This is a genomic window from Paenibacillus haidiansis (assembly GCF_036553665.1).
Taxonomy (GTDB): Bacteria; Bacillota; Bacilli; order Paenibacillales; family Paenibacillaceae; genus Fontibacillus; species Fontibacillus haidiansis.
On sequence record NZ_JAZHPZ010000015.1, the window covers coordinates 15,595 to 38,194 of the forward strand.

Below are 22,600 nucleotides of genomic sequence, written 5' to 3' on the forward strand. Positions count from 1 at the left end.
GGGCGGCTTTTGTTCGGATGTAGCCCTGCGGCTTAATTTCCGGTCGAAATTTTGCATGCCGGATCGCAATTTTTGGCGATGGCCTTCAGGCGGGGCGCCTCCAGACGATGACATTTATATTTCAATATCCGGAGGGGATCACCGCTTTCTCTATCCGGAAGAGACCGGACTTCTTCCGCATCCCGGTTCAAATAGAGCGCGAGCTCTCTCTGGACGGCGGCATATTCCCGGCTTTCGATCCGCACGATGACGGAGGTGCCGATCCCGAAAAGCGGAATTTTCACCGTTTCATAGGCGAGAATATAGGCGGTTACCGAGTATACGGCCTGCTCGAAGCCGAAATGAAAGCCGGCGGCCAGCAGAATCGAGCAGTTTAACAGCAAAAGCAGGACTTCCGGCGACAGGCCTCGGCGGTTGCGAAATCTTTCCGCCGCCTTTTCCGCGGCTTTTTCCGCCGTATCGAGCGCCCCTCCAAAGCGAAGGGCGAGCCCGATGCCGAGTCCTAATGAGATGCCCCCGGCCAGGGCGGCCGGCAGCGGATTGCCCATTAGAGCGGGAAAAGGATGCAGTAAAATCGTAACCAGCGAAAGTACGAGCAATCCGCACGCGGTAAAGATCGTAAAGGACGTATCGGCGTTTTTTCGTCCCAGGACAAGCAACGGCAGGTTAAGCAAAAACAAAAACAACCCGAGTCTCATTTCCGTAGAGAGTGCGAACAGCGCGGATAAACCGGTCACCCCGCCTACCACAATGCCGTGCGGCATGAGAAACAATTCCAAGCCGACGGCGGCAAGTACGGCTCCAATGATGACGCCGGTAAATTTAACGAATGCGGGTTGAACCTTCATGCGGTGACGATGCTCGTTCATTGGAGAATCGGCGGTGAGTTTGTTTTTCAAGCTCACTCCTCCTTTCCAAAGCTAACGGCAGAGCAGAAATTTAATTAAATAGTACGAACAAGATGACATTGATGAACAATTTATATGAACGGAAGTTTATTACGCGGTTAAGAGAGGGATTAGCTATTATCCGACATGGAGGCAAGAGCAACATATCTTCAAGCGTGACGGGTGTTGGCAAGCGCATTTCGCCCGAGGGAAAAGTAAAAACGAAATTTTGGCGAAAGATCGTCAGGCGGCCGCGATCAGGGCGACCGCCTGTCAATCTCAAGCTCGGTACGACCCATTCACGCACTTCCAGTCATCAGGATATGTCTGATTTGCTGTTGGTGCAGACGTTCTCCGATCACGACTACAAGTGCGTCCGCCGTCAGCAATAAGTCCGGTCCCGGGTTGACGTGTTTTTTCTGATTCTTCTCGATCACGGCTATAATGGTAGCTCCTGAACGCTGACGGATCCGCAGATCGCCGATCGTTTTGCCGATGGCTTTATATTTTGGTTCAAGACGATACCATTCGATAATTAGGTCGCCGAGAGCGACTTCGATATTCTCCAGAGCTGTCGGTTGGTAAGTTACACCGCCGACAATCGCCGAGACGTATCTTGCTTCATCATCGTCCAAAGTGACCATAGAAATGCTGTCATCATGATTATCCTTATCATAATGATAAATTTCGCGCCGGCCGTCATCATGAATGATGATCGTCATTTTTTCGCCGCTGCGCGTTTCGATGACGAATTTTTTGCCTATGCCCGGTAATTCGGTTTCTTTAAGATTCATTTGCTTTTAGCCTCCAGTTCATAATAACCAATCCATGGTATTGTCGGAAAAACAATGCCTGAAAAAGATCCACATACATACTTGTAAATTTAATCGGCCGCAGCAAAATACGCTTCTTCATCAAGTAAAAGAGCGGGTAGAAAGAAAGCCGCGGAACGGCAAGCAGAATCAAAGCGTAGACAGGGAAAACGGAAACGATCGACTGGCTCCTGTCTAAGAATAGCTTGCCCTGTTGCGAAGAATTGAGACGTAAAGTTACTTTTTGAGGGCGGCCGGTATCCTCCGGCTCATAAACATCCCTTTCCATGCCATAGGGTACACCGCCAGGCAAAGAAAAGACAGGCAGGGAGGAAAGCATGAAAAAAGCGAAAAAGATCGCCAGAACAAAGGCGGTATTTTTGGCGCTCCGGTTCAAGCTTCACCCCTCCCTTCGTTTATAGCCAGATACTAAAAGGATAGCATACAATCCCTTTTTACTCAAAAGGTTTAGAGGTCTAAAAATAACGAATTAAGATATAAATACTGGCGATTGCGACGGATAAAAGCATTAGAGGAAATCCGTATTTTAAATATCTTACGAAAGAAATCGGCTCCCCTTCCTTGGCCGACATGCCGGCGGCGATCAGGTTAGCGCTCGCACCGATCAGGGACCCGTTTCCGCCGAGACAGGCCCCGAGCGCCAGGCTCCACCAAAGCGGTTCAAGATTGGTAACGCCCATGCCGCCCATATCTTGAATCAAAGGGATCATGGTAGCTACGAACGGAATATTGTCCAGAAATGCGGAAGCGATCGCGCTAAGCCACAAAATAAGCATGGAGGTAAAGAGCGCGTCTCCGCCGGTGAGATCCACGGCTTTCTCGGCCAGCAGTTTGATTGTGCCGGTCTCGATCAATCCGCCAACCAGTACGAACAAACCGATAAAGAAGAAAATCGTCGGCCACTCCACCGTCCGGAAAGCACGTTCCATCACGTGTTCCCCCGTCAGCAGCAGCAGGATGAACGCACCGGCCAGCGCAACCGTAGCCGATTCCAAATGGAAAGTCTGGTGCATGAAAAATCCGATCAGGGTTAGCCCCAGAATGACCAGACACTTGACTAGTAGTTTCCGGTCGGTGATAAGCCCCTCCAAACTCATGTTCATCATGCTTTCTCGGTTCTCTTTGGACGAGGTCAAGCTTTTCCGGAAAACTAAGATGAGAATCGGCAAGGTAACCGCCAAGATCAGGATGGCGACAGGGGCCAAATTTTGTAAAAACGCCATGAATGTCAGTTCTTTAACGGCACTACCGATCATGATATTGGGCGGATCTCCAATCAGGGTGGCTGTGCCGCCTATATTAGAAGCAATGATCAGTGAAAAAACATATGGAAACGGTTTGACTTTTAATTGGCGCGTGATGCTGAAGGCTACAGGAATCATTAATATGATGGTCGTGACATTATCTAAAAATGCGGAGCCGACTGCGGTTATTAAGGCAAGCAGCCAAAGAATGGTGATCGGATTTCCCTTGGCCTTTTTGGCCGTCCAAATCCCGATGTAATTGAAGAGACCCGTTTCCGCCGTCGTATTTACGATAATCATCATTCCGATCAGCAAGCCGAGTGTATTGAAGTCGATGTGGTGGATCGCCGATTCCTGATCGATGATGCCCAGTATAATCATCAGAACAGCACCCGTCATGGCAAGCAGAGTACGATGAATCTTTTCCGAAATAATCAGTGCGTAGGTCAGCAAAAAGATGCCGATAGCCCAAATGGCTTGGTGTTCCATAATTCCCCTCCTGAATGAATGACAGACCTTCGAATGCCTATTAGATTTACCATGAGGGGGCCTAATTAATCTGTATAAGCCTAAAAAAAGGCAAAAAGAGCCCGCAACATGGCAGGCTCCTCCGATAACTGTCGTTTTCTATTGTTTTCTTGTGCTTTTCACATTATATTATGAGGTCTTTGAATTGTAAAGACATGGGTACGTCAGGATCGCGAATCGCTTGTCTGGCTTGGGGCGGACCGGGACCTCGACTTAGGTCTAGGATGAAAAACCGTCCCCGGTCCGTTTTGAACAAACCCGATCCAACCTAAAATAGAGTCATAAGGTTGATTACATGAGAGGCGGTGATATTGAAATGAAAACAAATCGGTCCAAAGGTTTGGCGGTTATACTTATTGCTCTGGGCGTTCTGATCCTGCTGGGCAAACTGACCCCGTTTCTGGGGAACCTTTTCGGCCTCGTTGTCGCGGCTGCGATGATCGCTCTTGGTTACTACGGAATCCGGAGAGGCAATGCCTTCATGGGCTGGATCGTATTATTCTTCGGGGTGATCTACATGATTTCCAAGCTGGCCTGGCTGATCATACCAGTGCTCGGCATCGGGTTGATCGTATACGGGGTTTCCGCGTTAAAAGGCAGACGGGGTTACTGAACACATATAGGAACCATATTCAAAGTTTGACCGAAAGGTTAGGAGGGAAAGGTAGTCATGAGTGTTTTTCGTAGAGTACGGGATATTACGATCGCAAATTTGAACGAGCGTTTGGAACAATCGCAGGACCCGGTACGCTTGATCGACCAATTCCTGATTGAAACCCGCCAGGAAATCGCCGAGGCGGAGAAGCTGCATCATCAATATTCCGGGCACACCAAACAGTTGAAGCAACAGGTTGATCAGGCAACGACGATGCGAAATAAACGGGAAGAGCAAGCGCTCCTCGCTTTAAAGGCAGGGGAGGAACACCTCGCCAAGCTGGCGCTGCAAGAAAAGATGCTGTACGACGAGAAGATCGAGCAGTATTCCGATCTGTACACGCAAAGCTTGGAGTCGCTGCAGGAGCTGGAAAATCAGCTTCATGAGCTGAAAACCGAATATCAGATTGTTTACAGCAAACGGCAGTATTATTACGCAAGAATGGAAACTCTTCGTTTACAGCAGCGGATGAATCAACGGATGAACGATTACGGAATGCACGATGTGCCCAAGATGTTCAACCGCCTCGAAGACCGGGTATCCGATATGGAATGGGAGGCCCGCAGCCTGCGCGATCTGCGCAGAGCAGGCCAGGATTTTGTGAACCAGGCCGGATCCGTGATCCAATCGACTCTGGAACAGGAGCTCTCCCGCTTGAAGCAGAAGCTGAACAACAAAGGAGAGGAGTAATGTAGATGGCCAGATTATACCGTTCAAGACGGGACAGATGGTTTACCGGTCTGCTCGGCGGACTGGGCGAGTACTTCGGAATCAGTTCCACGGCGCTGCGGATTTTGACGATCATCAGCGTACCCTTTACGGGCGGAACGACGATTTTCATATACTTGATCGCCGCATTGGTGGTTAGCAAAGAGCCTTACCAGCCGTTCGATCCTTATTACAACAACGGTTGGCAGGGAAACGGCGGGGCCGGCGGATATGGCGGTCAGGGCGGTTATAACGGCTATGGCGCCGGAAATCCGGGGAATCCCGGCAGCCGAGGTTACGGTTACGGGCCTGGGCCCGGGCAACAGCCTCCGTTCAAAGGAAACCCGTTCCAAGGAAACAATCCTTACTCGGGCACCCCTGGTGCCGGTAGCCCCGGATTTGGCGGAGGCGAAGCCTCCAACCTGGATTCAATGATGGAAGATATCGAGAAGAAAGCGATGAAAAAAGAACTGGAAGAGCTTCGCAAGAAGCTATCCGATTACGAGAAGGGAGAAGTGTAAACAATGGGAGTATTCAAAAGAATTAAAGATATTACTAAAGCTTCGGTCAACGATTTGCTGGATAAGGTAGAAGACCCGATCGTCATGCTGAACCAATACCTGCGCGATATGGAGGCCGAAATCCGCGACGCCGAAGTAACGGTCGCCAAGCAAATGGCCAACGAACGCAGAATGAAGCAGCGCCTCGATGAAGCAGTGCGCATTTCCGCACAGCGGGAAGCCCAAGCCGAAGTCGCTCTGCGGAACGGTCAGGAAGATGTGGCCCGCAAGCTACTGGAAGAAAAGATCCAATACGATCAGAAGCAAACGGAATTCGCCAAACTGCATGCCGAGTCCGAGGCGCAAGCCAACGAGCTGAAACAGCAGCTTCATGAAATGAAGGACGAATTCTACAAGCTGCGCAACAAACGCAACGAGTTGGTCAGCCGTGCGCAAATGGCCAAGGCGAGAAAGCAAATGTCGCAAATCAGCAGCCTGCATACGATCGAAAGCGGCAACGCTTCGCTCGGATTCCACCGGATGGAGGAAAAGATCATGCAGCTGGAAGCCGAAGCGGAAGTGGCCGGTTCGGTATACCGCGGGACCTCGCCTTCGACTTACATCAGCCCGGCCGACGCCGAGAAGCAGCTTAAGGTTGACGCACAGCTTGAAGCCTTGAAAGCGAAGCTGAATCCTTCCGAAACACGCGAAGAAAGCGCAGAATAACAGCTACACAGTCCGTAGGACAATGTGGTATGCTAGACCATGGTGAAGCCATACGGCATGATAATGCCGTTATGGCTTTTCCAACTTATGAACCGGCAGGAGGTGCGGCATGGATAAGCGGAAAAGGTTCCTCGCCATCATATTGATTGGCATCGGCGTATTGATGATTTTCGGGAAATGGCTGAGCTTTTTAACCATCGTCGCCCTCTTTATTTTGGGGTATGGTATTTATAAGATTCGCCAGGGGGAGGAAATCCGGACCGGTTATATTTTGCTGGCCGTCGGCGGCGGGTTGATCCTGCTGGATAATTTCATGCTGGTCGTGGCGATTCTCATGATATCCTTGGGGTTTTATTATGCGAAGATCCGAAAAACACAGCCCCAGGGCAATTATATGCAAAAGCAAAGCATCACTTCCAGCCTCCATTGGGACAGAGACCCGTGGACGCTTCGGAATACGAGCATGTGGCATGTGCTGGGCGAGATCGATATCGATATGTCGCTCGCGATTATGGAAGGTTCAAGCAGTATTCTGATGTTTCAGGGGATCGTCGGCGATATTGATCTGGCCGTATCCGAGGATTACGGAGTGGAAATCGAGGCGTTCGTCCTGTTTGGACAAATCGAATTCGGGCATGACCGGGAAACGGGGATGATGAACCGGCTGCACTGGAAATCGCCGAATTTTGATCAGCGCGAACAAAAGGTGAAAATTATTATCTCCTATCTAGTAGGGGATATTGATATACGTTTAACTTGAGATAGGAGGATCGCTTTCGCATGAAAAACAAAAAGCAAGGGAACCTGGTTTCCCGCAGTATGCGGGAGGGGATCCTCCTTTGTTTTATTATGTTGGCTGTTATCGTATATGTGCTGTATACATACGGGTATTTCAAGCCGGCAGCCGGCTGGAAAACAGGGATCCAGGCGGGGCTGACGCTGCTGACCCTGCTCCTCGGGATCGGGGCGGCTTACGGCTTTTATCAGGGCTACCGCCAGAAGCGGAGGCTCGATCTGCTGCGGGACGCGCTGCTTCAATGGGAAAAAGGAAACCAGACCGGCGCGGTCCCCGAACTCGGCGACGACGAGATCGGCGGGCTCGGGGAGCAGCTGGAGCGGATCGGCAAGCGCTGGGAGGAGCAGGTCAGCTCGCTTCAGCGCCTGTCCACGCACAACGCCCAGCTTGCGGAGCAGGCTCGGGTATCGGCCATCGTGGAGGAACGCCAGCGGCTGGCTCGCGAGCTTCACGACGCCGTATCCCAGCAACTGTTCGCGATCTCCATGACGGCTACGGCCGTAGGGCGGACGCTGGACAGAGATTTTGACAGAGCCCGGCGGCAGGTGGAGTTGATCGAGGAGATGGCCTCCGTGGCCCAATCGGAAATGAGGGCCTTGCTTTTGCATTTGCGGCCAGTCTACCTGGAAGGCAAGGAACTGTCGCAAGGCTTGACCGAACTTGTCAAAGAGCTCAAAACCAAAGTGCCGATGGACCTCTCGCTGGAGATGGACGAGGAGCTGAATCTCGGCAAAGGCATCGAGAACCATCTGTTCCGCATCATTCAGGAGGCGATGTCCAACACGCTTCGCCACGCCAAAGCCGACAAGATGGAGATCCGGATTCACCGCAGAGGAGATACGCTGAAGGTGACGCTTCGCGACAATGGGGTCGGATTTCAGCTTGACGACAAGAAGCAGGCGTCTTACGGGTTATCGACGATGCAGGAGCGGGTGGGGGAAATCGGCGGGTCGATTCAGTTCATCACCGCTCCCGGCCAAGGGACGCGCATAGAAATTACGGTACCATTACTGAATGAAGAAAGCGGAGGGGACGATCATCATGGAGATGGAAATGGACAAGATGATTAAAGTGTTGCTGGTCGATGACCATGAAATGGTGCGGATCGGCCTGGCCGCCGTGCTGGGCACCGAGGAAGGCATCGAGGTCGTCGGGGAGGCCAGCAACGGCGAAGAAGGGATCCGGCTTGCTCAGGAATACAAACCGGATGTCGTATTGATGGACCTGGTGATGGAAGGGATGGACGGGATCGAAACGACCCGGCAGCTGCTCAAGCTGCATCCGGACTGCAAAGTGATTGTACTTACAAGCTATCTGGATGACGAGAAAATGTATCCGGTTATCGAGGCCGGCGCGTTCAGCTATTTGCTGAAAACCTCCCGGGCCTCCGAAATCGCCGAAGCGATCCGGGCTGCGGTCCGGGGACAATCCGTCCTCGAATCTCAGGTCGCATCCAAAATGATGAACCGCTTCCGCCAGCCGAAGCCGGAAACCCCGCTGCATGAAGAGCTTACCGAGCGGGAGATGGATGTCCTCCGTTTATTGGCGCAGGGCAAATCGAATCAGGATATCGCCGATGAGCTGATCATCGGGATCAAGACGGTCAAATTCCATGTCACGAACATTCTCGCTAAGCTGGGGGTCGAGGATCGGACCCAGGCGGCGATTTATGCTTACAAGAACGGATTGGCGGAGTAAGGGACTCCGCTGATCCGTTTATTTTTATGGAATTTTACTTTGTCATATAAATCCACTACTATCGGGAAAAGCTGATTTCATAGATTCATAGAATCACGGGGCGGAGGATAAGGGCATGCGGAATCCGGGAAGCAAAGGGAAGAACGGCGCGGTGGCGGGAGCGGGATGCGTTTTATTGCTGATTGTGCTTTTGTGGATGGGCAATTTCACGGATGAAGGAGCGGTGTCCGTATCCGGCAAACCCGGTGATTCCGTCGGGGCGGCAGCCGATCAATGGGACAAGTTGCTTGCTTTGGGGAAAGAATTGATCGGAGAGGAAATCCAGGGTACGGTTAAATGGCAGGGGGAGTGGAACACCTTGCTTGCACCGGAAGAGGCGGCGGGCGCGCTATCTTCCCGTTTGGGGTTTTCGGCCATGCAGCGTGATCTCGTGCAGGATCATACCGTTTATTATTCGACGGGGAGCGTTCAGAGGATCGCTTCTAAATTGACGGTAACACTGATTGGGGAAGGGGAATATTATGTCGTGCTCCGAATGGAGGGGCAGGGCCAACCGGCATTGGCCGAGATGAACTCTCAAATGTCGATATACGGGGAATCCCTGGCGGACGAGGGAGTCGTGGTCCGTTGGAATGCGGCATTGCAAGGAAATCTTGAAGAGACCGCCATAGATAGCTTCGGACAGGACAACGATGAAGACCGTGGATCGCTCGAGGCAAGAATTCAGAATGTGGAAAGTTATGTTTCGCGTGAATTAAAATTGGAGCCGTTGGAAAATTATAATGAGGTAGAGACCGTCAGCCGGACCTATTCCGTTCCCGGTTTCCCGGTGAAGGTCGCCAGCGGAGAACGGCAGGTTGCGCTGCAAATAGCGGTTCACCGCAATGCGGAAACCGGACAAGAGGAAATTTCAATCGGGTCCCCGCTGTTGACAGTGGAATATTAATTTATAAGCATCTCTATATAATCATAAATATTAGGTAAAAGTTAGATAAATATTAGATGAATTTTCGGAATTCATAACTTTTTTTGATATGAATGTGATGGCAACATTTTTGTGAATATGCTAAAATGACATCACATCCAGTGATGCCCTTGTAAGTAGGTATCATTGGTCGGGAATTGAATAAATATTCACTATATTACATAGAAAGAAATGAGGAGCCATGGCTGAATTTGAAAATCAAGAACCAGTGAAGACACCAGGGGCGGTATTTTTTATATTTGGGGCTACCGGAGATTTAGCTCGCCGTAAGCTCTTCCCCGCTATATATTCGCTTTATCGCGAAGGCAAGCTCGCCGAGGATTTTGCCGTGATCGGCGTGGCGCGCCGGCCGCGTACACAGGAAGAATTCCGGGACGATCTTCATCGTTCGATCGAGGAGTTTTGCCGTTACAAGGTGGAGGATACCGCGAGCTGGACGCGGTTTGCCGAGCATTTTTCCTATAAGTCTCTGGATATCAACAATGTCGACGGCTATCATGAGCTTCGCGATTTGACGGAATCCGTGGAAGCGCGGTTCGAGATTCCCGGCAACCGTCTGTTCTACCTGGCGCTTGCGCCCGAGTTGTTCGGCAGCGTATCCTTTAACCTGCAAAAGGGCGGGATGCTCAACAGCGGGGGCTGGCACCGGCTTGTCATCGAGAAGCCGTTCGGCTACGATCTGCTCTCTGCGCATAAGCTGAACGATGAGTTGAACCAGGTATTTAAGGAAGAGGAAATTTACCGGATCGACCACTATCTCGGCAAAGAGATGGTGCAAAATATCGAGGTCATCCGCTTCGCCAACGCTTTCTTTGAACCGCTTTGGAACAACAAGCATATCGCCAATGTGCAAATAACGCTCAGCGAAACTGTCGGCGTCGAAGAGCGCGGGGGTTATTACGATCATTCCGGAGCGTTGCGGGACATGGGCCAGAACCATATGCTGCAAATGCTCACGATGATCGCCATGGAGCCGCCTAGCCGGCTGTATGCGGAGGATATCCGGGACGAGAAGGTGAAGGTTCTCCGCTCCCTGCGTCCGTTCTCCTCTCCTCAGGATGTGAAGGAGAATGTGGTTCGCGGCCAATACGTCGAAGGCGAGAGCAAGGGCAAGAAGCTGCCGGGATACCGTCAAGAGGACAAAGTCGATCCGAATTCCAATACGGAGACGTATTTTGCGGCTAAAGTATATGTGGACAACTTCCGCTGGGCAGGGGTGCCGTTCTATATCCGGACGGGGAAACGCCTTCCGGTCAAAACGACCGAAGTCGTTGTGGAATTCAAGCAAATGCCGACGAATGTGTATCTTGGACAGAAGCATAATCTGGAGCCGAACTTGCTCGTAATTCGCGTTAATCCGATGGAAGGAATCTACATCAAGATCAACGCGAAGAAACCGGGCTCCGAGTCCGAGATCGAGCCGCAGGCAATGGAATTCTGCCAAAGCTGTCTGGTCGGCATCAACTCGCCGGAAGCTTATGAACGTCTCATTCTTGATGCGGCTCACGGCGATTCGACCTACTTTACCCGTTGGGACGAAGTAGCTACCGCCTGGGCGTTCGTCGACCGCATCGCTGCGGCATGGGCGCAAAATCCTTCCGACGTAAGCACCTATCCGGCCGGTTCTTGGGGACCGAAGGAAGCCGAAGAGCTGCTTGCCAAAGACGGCTTCCACTGGTGGCCGGTCAACGGACAGGAAGAAGACGACGTAGTTTGGGTTACGCCGAAGCCTTGAACTGAATAAATATGAAATCAGTTCTATATGAAATTTAACCGCCTTTGAGCCACGCTCAAAGGCGGTTTTTTGGGTCCAATTGAATTGTTGAGTAAGCTTGGGCAAGAGATCTAATTGGATGAGTTCGGTAGGATCGGCAAAACGCTCCTCGATTTGAATGATAAAGATCCGGCTGCGAAGGTGAGCATAGACCCCTTTAAAAGTGTTATAAAAAGAGCTATACTGAGGTAAGAATAAGTAAGGTGCCGTGTTCGACACACGACTCCAAAGTACATTAACTGCCTAAAGAGCAGTCGGCAACAAGTTGGGCCATGAAATAGACCGGTTCCTTGGGTGAGGGCGGTCTATTTCTTTTTAATGCAGGTAAGAAGCGTCAAAATGAATATGCCGAACATGACATGAACGAGATAGAATCGCGATCACTGCGTAAGTAACGCTAAAATATGCTACAATAAAAAATGTGACTTTGTGGAACGAGAGGAAAGTGAGAATGAGCAAAGCATTGGAACAACAACTGCAGCAGGAAGTGGACAAACGGCGCACGTTTGCGATTATCTCCCATCCGGATGCCGGGAAAACGACATTAACGGAAAAGCTGCTATTGTTCGGGGGAGCTATCCGGCTGGCCGGTTCGGTCAAGGCGCGGAAAGCCAGCAAGCACGCGACGAGCGACTGGATGGAAATCGAGAAGCAGCGGGGGATTTCCGTCACTTCTTCCGTCATGCAGTTTGATTATAACGGCCACCGTATCAACATTTTGGATACGCCGGGCCATCAGGATTTCAGTGAGGATACGTACCGTACCTTGACGGCGGCGGACAGCGCCGTGATGCTGATCGACGTCGCCAAAGGCGTCGAAGCGCAGACGATCAAGCTGTTCCAGGTCTGCGCCAAGCGGGGGATTCCGATTTTTACGTTCATCAACAAACTTGACCGCGAGGGCCGAAACCCGTTCGAACTGATGGAGGAAATCGAGCAGGTGCTCGGCATCCGCTCCGTCCCGATGAACTGGCCGATCGGCATGGGCCGGGAGCTGAGCGGGGTCTACGATCGGATGAAAAATCAGGTCGAGCTGTTCCAAGGGGACGACCATTCGAGCATTCAGGTCAAGAAGGTCGATGGATACGAGGATCCGGTCATCAGAGAGATGGCGGGAGATTATTTGCACGATCAGTTGTGCCAGGATCTGGAACTGCTGGACGTAGCGGGGGATCCGTTCGATCTGGAAAAGGTTAAACGCGGCGAATTGACACCGGTGTTCTTCGGAAGTGCGGTCAACAATTTCGGCGTCCAGACATTCCTGGAGAACTTCCTCCAGCTTGCTCCAAAGCCAGAGCCGCGCCGCAGCACGGCCGGACTCGTGGAGCCGACCAACGAGAAATTCTCGGGGTATATCTTCAAGATTCAGGCCAATATGAACCCGGCGCACCGCGACCGGATCGCTTTCATGCGGATCGTCTCCGGCAAATTCGAGCGCGGGATGTCGGTCAAGCATGTGCGGGCGGGGAAAGAGATCAAGCTGTCCCAGCCGCAGCAATTTTTGGCCCAGGACCGGGATATCGTCAGCGAGGCGTACCCGGGCGACATTATCGGTTTGTTCGATCCGGGGATCTTCCGGATCGGCGATTCGTTAAGTCAGGGCAGCGAGATCGTGTTCGACGAGCTGCCGACTTTTTCGCCGGAAATTTTCGCGAAGGTTACGGTCAAGAACGCGCTTAAACACAAGCAGTATCAAAAAGGGATCGACCAGCTTACGGAGGAAGGAACGATTCAGGTCTTTACGACAGTGGGCTTCGAAGATACACTGCTCGGCGTAGTCGGCCAGTTGCAGTTTGAAGTGTTCGAATACCGGATGAAGGGTGAATACGGGGTGGATGTCCAGCTTCAGCGGATGCCGTTCCAATTCGCGCGCTGGATTATCGCGGATAAGATCGACCCGTCGAAATTCCGCATCAATTCCACGCTGGTGAAGGACAAGAAAGGCAATTATGTCGCTTTGTTCGAGAATGAATACGCCATGCGTACGGCGATGGAAAAGAACCCGGATGCGAAATTCGTTGAAACGGCGCCATAAGCCGCTCCCATTTCTGCTAACGACAAAACAAGCCTTGCAGCGGCATGAAGACCATCCGCTGAAGGCTTGTTTTTTTGGGCGGATACTTATTTCAACGGTGTCGGCTCGGCTTGATTCAGCTGGCCTTGCAGTACGGAGATGAGCTCATCCTGCTTGGTACGGTCGATGTTTTTCCAAATCACCTCAAACACCACACCAAGCCCCGGCAAAGCCGCTTCCTGCGCGTCGATCGAACCCTCGATCATCTCGCGCAGCCCGCTTTTGCTTTTACCGTGAACTTTGTGCAGAACGGCTTCGCGCAAACTCATGACAATTGGCATCGATACCCCTCCTTGAAATAGTGATTGCCCAACGTTTAACCTTCCCGGCGGGGAGGGCAAAAATACAAGTTTGAATGACATTGTGATATACTATAGCAATCCATTATGATGTGTGGGATGGTGAAATGATGGCGAATAAGGAGAAGAAACAGTTTGCCGTAATCGGTATGGGACGCTTCGGTTTGAGCGTGGCAGACGCGCTAAGCGGGATGGGGTTTGACGTGCTCGCGATCGATTCGGACGAAGCGAGAACCCAGGCCGTTTCCAATATAGTAACCCACGCGGTATCGGCGGATTCCACCGACGAAGAAGCGCTGCGGGCGCTCGGGATCCGTAATTTCGATGTCGTGGTCGTGGCGATCGGCGAAGATATCCAGGCGAGTATCCTTACGACTTTGATTCTGAAGGATATGGGCGGGCCTCTGATTGTGGTCAAGGCGCAGAATGAGCTGCACGGGAAAGTGCTGCAGAAAATCGGCGCGGATAAAATCATTTATCCCGAACGGGATATGGGCTTGCGCGTTGCGCACCATTTGACTTCCCCGAACATCCTCGACTACATCGAGCTGTCCGATGAATACAGCATTGTCGAGCTTCGCGCGACGAAGGCCATGCTCGGCCAAAACCTGAAAGAGCTGAACGTTCGCGCCAAATTCGGCTGCAACGTGATGGCGATCAAGCGCGGAGCGAAGATGAATATTTCGCCGTCTTCCAGCGATCGGCTCGCCGAGGGCGATGTGCTGGTCATTGTCGGCGAGAAGAATGATCTGACCAAGATGGAACTGGCTTATTCGGAGGCCTAGATTTTCACATAAAGGAATGAATGATCGATGCAAATACTGTCTCCGCAAAATCCCCGGGTAAAAGAATGGGCCGGACTGCTGGAGAAGAAGCAGCGGGACAAGCAAGGCAAATACCTGATCGAAGGGATCCATCTCGTCCAAGAGGCGCTGGCCGCGCGGGCGGATATCGAGTGCGTGTGCTATGAGACGGAAGCCGGCATTCCGGCGGAGCTTGCCGAAGCGGCCTCCGCGGGGCTGGATGTGGAGTGGATTCAGGTATCCGCGGCGGTCATCGCCAAATGCAGCGATACGAAGACGCCGCAGCCGGTGTTCGCCGTGGTGCGCAAAGGCGGCGGAGATACGGAGCCGCTCCTAACGAAGGAGCGCGGTCTTGTTGTGGTGCTGGACGGCGTCCAGGACCCCGGCAACGTCGGCACGATCATCCGCACCGCCGACGCGGTCGGTGCGGACGGGGTCATCGTCGGCGCGGGCTGCGCCGACATCTACGGGCCCAAGGTGCTGCGCGCCACCATGGGCTCGGTGTTTCACTTGCCGGTGGTACACGGCAAGCTCGGCGAGCTGCTGCCGCAGGCCAAAGCGCGCGGCATCCGGCTGGCCGGCACCAGCCTGCAGGCGGCGGTGAATTGCTACGCCTACGATTTCACCGGGCCGGTATGGCTGCTGTTCGGCAGCGAGGGCGCGGGCCTGAGCCCGGAAGTTCGCGGGCTGATGGACGACGGACTGATCATCCCGATGCGCGGCCGGGCCGAATCGCTGAACGTGGCGATGGCCGCCTCTGTACTGCTGTACGAGGCGCTTCGGCAGCGGCATTATCCCGGCAGTAAATAAGCCGAATCAAGGAAAGCCTCCAACAAGGATCGTCCCTTGGGTGGAGGTTTTTTCGTATGTATTCATTCGTGTCCGAGACGACATTCATCACAACCAGAGTTTGCAGCGGCACTCCACGGGCCTTTTTTCCGGCGAGCAATATGAACGGCGCTTTTGAAAAGTAATCCCTTGGCAGGATTGAAGGCGGGAAAGAGAGAATATAAACTAAATGGTGAAAATTTTCACGTCAAAAAGACAATGCACTAAAGGAGCGCAAACATGAGAATCGGTGAATTTGCCAAAAAGAACAATATTACGCAAGATACCATTCGCCATTACATCGATTTGGGACTGTTGGTTGTTGAAAAGCAGGGCTCCTGGTACAAATTTAGCCAGAAGGACAGCTCCGACCTCGAGAAGATTTTCATCCTCAAGCAACTGGATTTTTCCCTGGGCGAAATTCTGAAGGTTCTTAGCTTCCACCGGCTCGAAGGAGATAAGAGCGCAGAATACCGGGATTTTTACCTCTCCTTTTTGGAAAGAAAAAAAGAACAGATCATGAAGGAACAGCAAAAATTCAGGGAGATCGATTTTCAGTTGAAAGACAAAATCAGCGAAATGAAACTGGATGAGGCGAAACAGGGGACGAGGCTCGGGTTCCCTTTAAGCTCAATCGCTTTGCTGCGCTGTCCCGACTGCAAAAATATGATGGATATCCGTAGCGGAACCTTGAAGACAAATATGATTCTGGATGCAGAGATTCAATGCGCATGCGGGTATTCGGCGGCGATTGAAGACGGAATTTACATAGACAAACAAATGGCGGCAACAAAGAAAAGACTGCCGACGAAGAAACAGTTCCTGGAGGCGACTTCACCCAGGTACATTAATTTTATGTATAACGGCTCCACCATTTTAATCGACTACATCCAAAGTTACGCAAGTGGTCCGAAATACATTTTGGAGCTTGACCATTGCATCGGTCGTTTCCTTATGCAATATATTGATGAGCTGCCGGATAACTGTACCTATATTCTCGTTTGTCAGGACCGGGCCAGAATAGCCGCCGTAAAAAATGATCTGCTGCAGCATAGGCATAGCCGGTTTATCTTTTTGTGTTGCGAAGAGGACCGCCTGCCGATTGCGGACGGAGCGATGGATATCGTCGTCGATCACGGGCTAAGCAGATCTTACGCCAAAACAACCGGCCGGTTTCTGCCGGAACGATTGGGACCGCTTCTTAAAGAGGAGGGGCTGATCGCAGCCTCGTTCCCTCACGCCGGGACTGAATTTAACGGCTCAGGGAATATCGATATCGGAACGGGAGAATATTTTCATAAAGATACGATATTGGAAAAGCTAAAGAAACTTCATTTCTCGGAACTGGATATTGCCGATATCGGCCCGATTATTGAGAGCAGTCCGTATATCGAAATGAAGGACCACGAACAATATTTGACCCTGTATGTCGGAAAGAAAACTTCGGGTTAACCCCATATTTTCCGCGATTACACACGTGCATTTTTTCACAAATATACCTTGACGTGGTGATCACCCGACGATTTACACTCATGATTGTGTTGCAAGAACCATCAATTCAAGGGGGAGAAGAAATGCAAAACTCATTGAAGAAGCTTAGTCTGGTATTTCTGGCGTTTCTACTGCTGTTTAGCTTGGGCTTGGCCGCCTGTTCTCGTTCCGCGTCAAATGACGAGGCGAATTCAGCCGCGACCTCAAGCTCGGGTGATGCCATTTATAAAGCGGGTACCTACACCGCAACGGCCAAAGGCAACAACGGCAAGGTAACCGTTGAGGTCGTATTCGACGATACGTCGATCGTATCGGTGACGGTTAAAGAAAATAGCGAAACGCAAGGTCTGGGCGATGCGGCTATTGAACGGATTTCCCAGCAAATTGTCGAAGGGCAGACATTGGCGGTAGATACGGTGTCCGGAGCAACCAATTCATCGAAGGCGATTCTGGCCGCGGTGGAGGATTGCGTGAAGCAGGCCGGTGGAAATGCCGATGCCCTTAAGATAGCCGCCGTTAAAGAGAACACGCCGCAACGGGAAACGGAGCTGACGACAGATGTCGTTATTATCGGGGCCGGCGGAACGGGCCTGGCCGCGGCCGGATCGGCTTTTGAACATGGGGCCGACGTGATTGTGCTGGAGAAACAGGCAAACCTGGGCGGTTCCACGGTACTATCCGGCGGAGGCATCTCCGCCACGGGCACCCGTTTTCAAGCGGAACTGGGGATCAAGGACACGCCGGAGTCCTGGATGAAGCTGTGGAAGGAACGCCAGAATACAAGCAACCCGGACAGCCGATATCCCGATTATGAGCGGGTTAAGACATATATGGACGATGCGGTGGATACGACGCACTGGCTGGTCGACTATATGAATCATAAATACGCGCGCGTGGAAGGCTACGGTGTTGATCCGGTGGCCCGCATCCATTTCCCGGAAGCGGGGGGAGCTTCCCTGATCGCAAACCTGGAGAAGACGCTGAAGGATAAAGGCATTGACATTCTCACCGAGACAAAAGCGACCGAAATTATCACGGACGAGAAGGGCGATGTGACCGGGGTTGTGGCCGAAAATGCCGAAGGCAAGCTGACCGTTCATGCCAAGAAGGTCATTATCGCCACGGGCGGCTTTGCCAAGAGTGAGGAGCTGGTGAAGCGGTTCGTGCCGGAATTCGCAGGCCATATCAAACTCAGTGCGGCCGCTGCCGGCAGCACGGGGGACGGGATCCTAATGGCGGAAAAAATTGGCGCGGCTCTCTACGAAGATCCATGGATCATCGGACTCGGGATGACGAGCCGGGTTCCCGAAATACGCGGGCTCGAATGGGATACGACCAAGGTGTTGGTGAATGAGAAAGGCGAGCGGTTCATGAATGAGAACCAGCACTATGCCATTGTTACCAATAAAGTCGCAGAGAACGGGCAAGTGTGGATGGTCATCGATTCCGGCGAGGCCAATGCCGAAACGGTAAAAACGCTCGAAAGCGTTCTTCCGAATGAGGAAGTCGCCACCGGCGGCACCATTGCGGAATTGGCCGCCGCGATGCAGGTGCCGGAAGCCGCGCTTGTAAAGACTATGGAGACTTTTAACGCCGGCGCGGCTTCAGGGAAAGACGCATTCGGAAAAGAAACGGCTACGCTTGTTGCCGTGAACAAAGGACCGTTCTATGCCATCAAATATTATCCCCAAACGATGGGTACGTTTGGCGGGGTGAAGGTTGACGAGCATTATCGTGTGGTGAGAGAGGACGGTTCCGTCATCAACAATCTTTACGCAGGCGGCGAAGCGGCGAACCGGTATCTTTACAACCAGGTTTACATGTCCGGCAGCGCCGTACAGTATGCGCTCACCAGCGGACGCCTGAGCGGCGAACATGCCGCGAAAGCAATTAAGGCCGGAGAATAGATAACAAGCAAATTGAGCGAAAGAACCTCAAACGCTACGATAAAGGTGGTGAAGTCACCCCTAGAATTCATCGGTTTACCCAGGGGGCCGATAGCTATTCTTAGGGGGAACTTCGATCTTTTCCCGGTTTTTCACGCAGTCGGCGGTTCACTTATATCTCTTGGGGATGCATCTGACGGGTGCTCCCCAAATTCTGCATATACTCCTTTGGCGAAACGCCTTCCACTTTTTTTAATACTTTGCTGAAATAAAAGGCGCTCTCATAGCCCAATTTTTGCGAGATTTCATAGATCCGACCTTCCCCGCGCTGCATCATTTCTTTGGCCGCTGCGATTTTGATCTCTGTAACATACTCCACAAAATTGATTTTTGCGGTTTTGGCAAACAGATGGCTCAAGTAGTTGGGGCTGAAATTGAATATATCCGCAACCTGCTTTAAGGAAAGCCTGCTGTTCAAGTTCCGCTTAATATACTCCTGCACATTCTTAACCACCTGCTCCTTATAGCTCTGCCGCCTGGAAGAGAGCAGCTCGCAGCAGCCGTCCCGGAATTGCCCGAGCCAATCGACCACGCCGTCAATCGTATGTTTTTGATAGATCGCACGGTAGCCTTCCGGTTCATCGCTGAAAATTTGTTCCACCAGGTTTTCACCGTCCGAAAGCAGGGAGGTCGCCATATACAATAAGTTGCAAGCGGCGTCCGTCGCGGGCACCAGCAGCTCGGATTGACCCTTTAAGCTCTCGATTAGTTTGGAAATGATCGAGTTCAAAGCCTGAATATCCATTTCCTCAAAAGCCCGGCGGATTTCCGAACGGGAAGACGAAAAGTCGAAGAGAGGGGGATCCGGCTCCGCTCTTTTATCCTGCGTGAAAAAGGCGAAGGACTGCTGATGAACCGTTGTCGGCAACGCTTTTCTGGCGGCCAGATAGCTCTCGTGCAGCAGGTAAGGATCGTTGACGCCAATTCCGACGCCCCCGATGATCGTTACGTTAAAATAATTGTGCAGCAACGTCGCCATATCTTGAAGCCGTTTTTCAACTTCATAGTGCCACCGCTTCGGGTCCGTTTCGGGCAGGGGCAGCGTGATCGCAAAATTGCGCAGGTCGAGGCTGGTAACGTAACCTTTTCCTGAGGCTGCCAGCGTATCCTTCACCATTTGAATCGTGCTGGTACATAAGGCAACCAGTTTATCGCCGCGTGGCGGGACCGTGTCCGGACCAAGAATGCGGCAGGTGCAGACCAGATAGGCCGGGGCATCCAGTTCCAGCTCAAGGTCCTCTTTTTGCAGGAGATACTGGTCTTTGCTTTCGAACAGATGGTTGAACAAACGGATGAAGAATTTGTCGCGAAGCCCCTGAATATTACTGCGGTACAGCAGATTGGGATGCATTTCCTCCCGCGTATACTCTTTGAGCAACGAGACCGCTCTTTGAACCGACTCCTTCAGCGTTTCCGGCGTCAACTCCAACTTGACCAAATAATCGACCGCTTGCACTTCAATGGCGCTGCGCGCGTATTCGAACTCTTCATAGCTGGTCAAGATAATGAAGAGCGGGAACCGCCCATGCCTCTTTCGTACGGAGCTCGCGACCTCGAGACCGCTCTTGACCGGCATTTTGATATCGGTCAAGACAATGTCTGGGCGAAGGGTTTCGATCATTTCCTCCGCCTGGGCGCCATTGTGGGCAATGCCGACAATTCCGATGTCAAGGTCTTCCCATCTCAGCATGGATTGGAGGCCGATACAGACCAGGGCTTCATCGTCGGCAATCAGCATTTTAATCATTCAACTCACCTCGCTTGGTCAATGATTGTACGATGAAAATTCACTCTTTCGGTGAGGAATCAAAATTTTCATTTTCGTATAAACCCCTTCCAGACTCTCAATAGATAGGCCGTATTTGTCGCCGAAGGTAAGACGCAGCCTTTCATTCACGCTGCGGAGCCCGACCTTTTCAAACAGTCCTTTGTCCCCCGCTTCCTGCGATGAGAGAATCTCGGCAACTTGCTCCCGGCTTAAGCCGATCCCGTCATCCTCGACCGTTACGTATACGCCGCCATCGCCTACGCCGCCACCGCCGCTTCGCCCGATCGCTACGATAATATGACCTTTGCCTTTAGGCTCAATACCATGAAAGATAGCGTTCTCCACCAATGGCTGCAGCGTGAAGCGGGGAATCAAACAGGACAATAAATCCTCATCTTCCACGCGCAGCTCCATCGCGATATTGTTTCCGTACCGGTATTTCTGGATCAGAAAATAGTCGTCCAGCATACTTATTTCGTCCCGCAGGGCCACGAGCTTCCGGGGGTCCTTGGCGATGCTTCGCAGCAGCCGGGATAAAGAGGTGGTCATCTCCGCAATTCCGGTCGCATTTTGGATCGTGGCCATCCATTTGATCGAATTCAGAGTATTGTAGAGAAAATGCGGGTTGATCTGGCTTTGCAGCATCCTGTATTCCAGGTCTTGCTTTTGTTTCTCGTCCGCCAGGCGTGTCTCCATTAACGTGACGATGTCCTGGGACAGACGGTTGATTCCCCGGCCGACATCGCCCAGTTCGCTGTTCCATTCGATATTTCGGTCAATCAGGAAATTGCCTTGCGCGATCTTATCGATCCGCTTTTTTAATTTTTCTACGGGAAGGCTGATGGTACGTGTCAAGTAATAAGTAATAATCCCGCTCAATACGATGACAAGAACTGCGACCCCCAACACCAGCAGGAGCCAAATATTCCATTGCGGCAGGAATTCTTTGTCCGATAATGTCTGCGAAAGAGCGACGCCCGGCCGAATCTGATAAGACACCGCGACTCGTTGCTCCTGTCCATCGGCATCAAGTAAGGACACATCGGTGAGGGAGCTTCCGGACCCGTCCTTGTTATAGCCTGAAAACCGGTACTTTGCGGAAGAGGGAAGTATCTTGCCGTCTTCGATATAATAATGCCGTTCGCCAAGCGTCAATAACAGTTGAGAATCCGCAGGCAGCGAATAGCCCTTCAGTTTGTCGGTAATGACCGACACATTCGCCAGCAGGTATACGGTTCCGATCCGGGCCGAACGTTCGCCGTAAATCGGGAGCACATACGGGATCGTGCCGGAGTTGGACAAAGGATCTTTGATCACCTGTTCCCATTCCTCGGTCGCGTCTTCCGTTAATCCCGGGAGCGTATGGATGTTATGAATGTTTAAGGGGACCGAGGCGCTGACCAGGTTATCGACCTGAAAAAATTTGTCCTTATGGTCCGTAACAATCAGTCTGCGCACATAGCCGTTCGAGCGGTTGACGCGGAAATCCTCCTGCATCGAAGCAAACACCTTAACGGCATCCATGGAACTGGCTTCGGGAGAGGTGAAATACTCCGTGAGCAGCGAATTCGTGGATGAATTCGTGCTGCAGGTCATGGCCAGGACGGACAAATTCAGCAGGTCCTGTTCGATAATATGGGATACCAGCTGCAAATTGAATTCGGTGGCCTGGATCGTTGTTTTACGCTGAAAATAAGCTATTAGTTCATAGCTGACATAGGACATGAGGGTCGCGATAAGCAGTGCAAAGGCAGCCATGAGCAGGATGATGCGGCTTTTGATGGTTGACTTCCTTCTCGTGGGAGATCACCTCTTCCAGCAAGTTTGAAGCGCTTTCATAGATAATATATAACAATAACACGATTCCTGAGCCGCGTCACAGGGATAAGTTTCAGAACCAACATTTTTACATGAATAAATCACAATTTTACAGGTTCACCATGTGGAGACGGATTGGAATAGAAAAGTGAAGGATTTTGATTCAAAAAATGTATGCCCTTTCATTTGGATATCCGATACGATACAAGTAGATTCGGCGTTGGCGAATCGGGAGTTGA

21 protein-coding genes are annotated in these 22,600 nt (G+C 51.8%); 14 read left to right on the top strand and 7 right to left on the bottom strand.

Features of this window, described 5'->3' with window-relative positions; all coding sequences use genetic code 11:
* Positions 1-32 precede the first annotated feature (32 nt).
* From V3851_RS21710 to V3851_RS21725, 4 genes are all read right to left on the bottom strand, one after another.
* Entirely contained in the window at positions 33-899 is an 867-nt protein-coding gene (locus tag V3851_RS21710; RefSeq protein ID WP_331848622.1) for a YitT family protein, read from the bottom strand.
* Between the two features lie 287 nt (positions 900-1,186).
* A complete protein-coding gene (locus V3851_RS21715; RefSeq protein ID WP_331848623.1) occupies positions 1,187-1,681 on the bottom strand; it encodes a cation:proton antiporter regulatory subunit in 495 nt (164 codons plus the stop codon).
* Positions 1,671-2,096, bottom strand: a complete 426-nt coding sequence (locus V3851_RS21720) for a hypothetical protein (protein WP_331848624.1) — start codon at positions 2,094-2,096, stop codon at positions 1,671-1,673. Before V3851_RS21720 ends, V3851_RS21715 begins: the two co-directional genes overlap by 11 nt.
* Before the next feature lie 79 nt (positions 2,097-2,175).
* Positions 2,176-3,453: an ArsB/NhaD family transporter gene (locus V3851_RS21725; protein WP_331848625.1), complete on the bottom strand. Its 1,278-nt coding sequence runs from the start codon at positions 3,451-3,453 to the stop codon at positions 2,176-2,178.
* A 355-nt stretch (positions 3,454-3,808) separates the two neighbouring features.
* On the opposite strand from V3851_RS21725, the gene V3851_RS21730 reads away from it, so the two are divergent.
* The 10 genes from V3851_RS21730 to V3851_RS21775 all read left to right on the top strand — a co-directional run bounded on the left by V3851_RS21730 (position 3,809) and on the right by V3851_RS21775 (position 13,369).
* Positions 3,809-4,105, top strand: a complete 297-nt coding sequence (locus V3851_RS21730; RefSeq protein WP_331848626.1) for a hypothetical protein — start codon at positions 3,809-3,811, stop codon at positions 4,103-4,105.
* A gap of 57 nt (positions 4,106-4,162) precedes the next feature.
* On the top strand, positions 4,163-4,837 hold the full coding sequence (locus V3851_RS21735; RefSeq protein ID WP_331848627.1) for a PspA/IM30 family protein: 675 nt from the start codon (positions 4,163-4,165) through the stop codon (positions 4,835-4,837).
* Between the two features lie 5 nt (positions 4,838-4,842).
* On the top strand, positions 4,843-5,376 hold the full coding sequence (locus V3851_RS21740) for a PspC domain-containing protein (protein WP_331848628.1): 534 nt from the start codon (positions 4,843-4,845) through the stop codon (positions 5,374-5,376).
* Between the two features lie 3 nt (positions 5,377-5,379).
* Positions 5,380-6,081: a PspA/IM30 family protein gene (locus V3851_RS21745; protein WP_331848629.1), complete on the top strand. Its 702-nt coding sequence runs from the start codon at positions 5,380-5,382 to the stop codon at positions 6,079-6,081.
* 109 nt (positions 6,082-6,190) lie between these two features.
* Complete coding sequence (gene liaF / locus V3851_RS21750; RefSeq protein WP_331848630.1) at positions 6,191-6,841, top strand: cell wall-active antibiotics response protein LiaF; 651 nt, start codon at positions 6,191-6,193, stop codon at positions 6,839-6,841.
* Positions 6,842-6,861: 20 nt separating this feature from the next.
* A complete protein-coding gene (locus tag V3851_RS21755) occupies positions 6,862-7,947 on the top strand; it encodes a sensor histidine kinase (RefSeq protein WP_331848631.1) in 1,086 nt (361 codons plus the stop codon).
* Entirely contained in the window at positions 7,931-8,575 is a 645-nt protein-coding gene (locus V3851_RS21760; protein ID WP_462686689.1) for a response regulator, read from the top strand. The genes V3851_RS21755 and V3851_RS21760 overlap by 17 nt, the downstream gene beginning before the upstream one ends.
* 115 nt (positions 8,576-8,690) lie before the next feature.
* On the top strand, positions 8,691-9,521 hold the full coding sequence (locus V3851_RS21765) for a YwmB family TATA-box binding protein (RefSeq protein WP_331848632.1): 831 nt from the start codon (positions 8,691-8,693) through the stop codon (positions 9,519-9,521).
* A gap of 220 nt (positions 9,522-9,741) precedes the next feature.
* A complete protein-coding gene (gene zwf, locus V3851_RS21770; RefSeq protein WP_331848633.1) occupies positions 9,742-11,295 on the top strand; it encodes a glucose-6-phosphate dehydrogenase in 1,554 nt (517 codons plus the stop codon).
* Positions 11,296-11,785: 490 nt separating this feature from the next.
* A complete protein-coding gene (locus V3851_RS21775; RefSeq protein WP_331848634.1) occupies positions 11,786-13,369 on the top strand; it encodes a peptide chain release factor 3 in 1,584 nt (527 codons plus the stop codon).
* 86 nt (positions 13,370-13,455) lie between these two features.
* Here V3851_RS21775 and sspI read toward each other — a convergent pair whose 3' ends face one another.
* Positions 13,456-13,689, bottom strand: a complete 234-nt coding sequence (sspI, locus tag V3851_RS21780; protein WP_331848635.1) for a small acid-soluble spore protein SspI — start codon at positions 13,687-13,689, stop codon at positions 13,456-13,458.
* 128 nt (positions 13,690-13,817) lie between these two features.
* Between sspI and V3851_RS21785 the strand changes: the two genes are divergently transcribed.
* From V3851_RS21785 to V3851_RS21800, 4 genes are all read left to right on the top strand, one after another.
* Complete coding sequence (locus V3851_RS21785; RefSeq protein ID WP_331848715.1) at positions 13,818-14,492, top strand: potassium channel family protein; 675 nt, start codon at positions 13,818-13,820, stop codon at positions 14,490-14,492.
* A gap of 27 nt (positions 14,493-14,519) precedes the next feature.
* Positions 14,520-15,320 carry a TrmH family RNA methyltransferase gene (locus tag V3851_RS21790; RefSeq protein WP_331848636.1) on the top strand — a complete coding sequence of 267 codons (801 nt, stop codon included), beginning with the start codon at positions 14,520-14,522 and terminating at the stop codon, positions 15,318-15,320.
* A 258-nt stretch (positions 15,321-15,578) separates the two neighbouring features.
* Complete coding sequence (locus tag V3851_RS21795) at positions 15,579-16,790, top strand: MerR family transcriptional regulator (RefSeq protein WP_331848637.1); 1,212 nt, start codon at positions 15,579-15,581, stop codon at positions 16,788-16,790.
* A gap of 122 nt (positions 16,791-16,912) precedes the next feature.
* A complete protein-coding gene (locus tag V3851_RS21800; RefSeq protein ID WP_331848638.1) occupies positions 16,913-18,736 on the top strand; it encodes an FAD-dependent oxidoreductase in 1,824 nt (607 codons plus the stop codon).
* 151 nt (positions 18,737-18,887) lie between these two features.
* On the opposite strand, the gene V3851_RS21805 is transcribed toward V3851_RS21800, so the two are convergent.
* On the bottom strand, positions 18,888-20,522 hold the full coding sequence (locus V3851_RS21805) for a response regulator (RefSeq protein ID WP_331848639.1): 1,635 nt from the start codon (positions 20,520-20,522) through the stop codon (positions 18,888-18,890).
* A gap of 18 nt (positions 20,523-20,540) precedes the next feature.
* Entirely contained in the window at positions 20,541-22,301 is a 1,761-nt protein-coding gene (locus V3851_RS21810) for a sensor histidine kinase (RefSeq protein WP_331848640.1), read from the bottom strand.
* Positions 22,302-22,600: the final 299 nt, after the last annotated feature.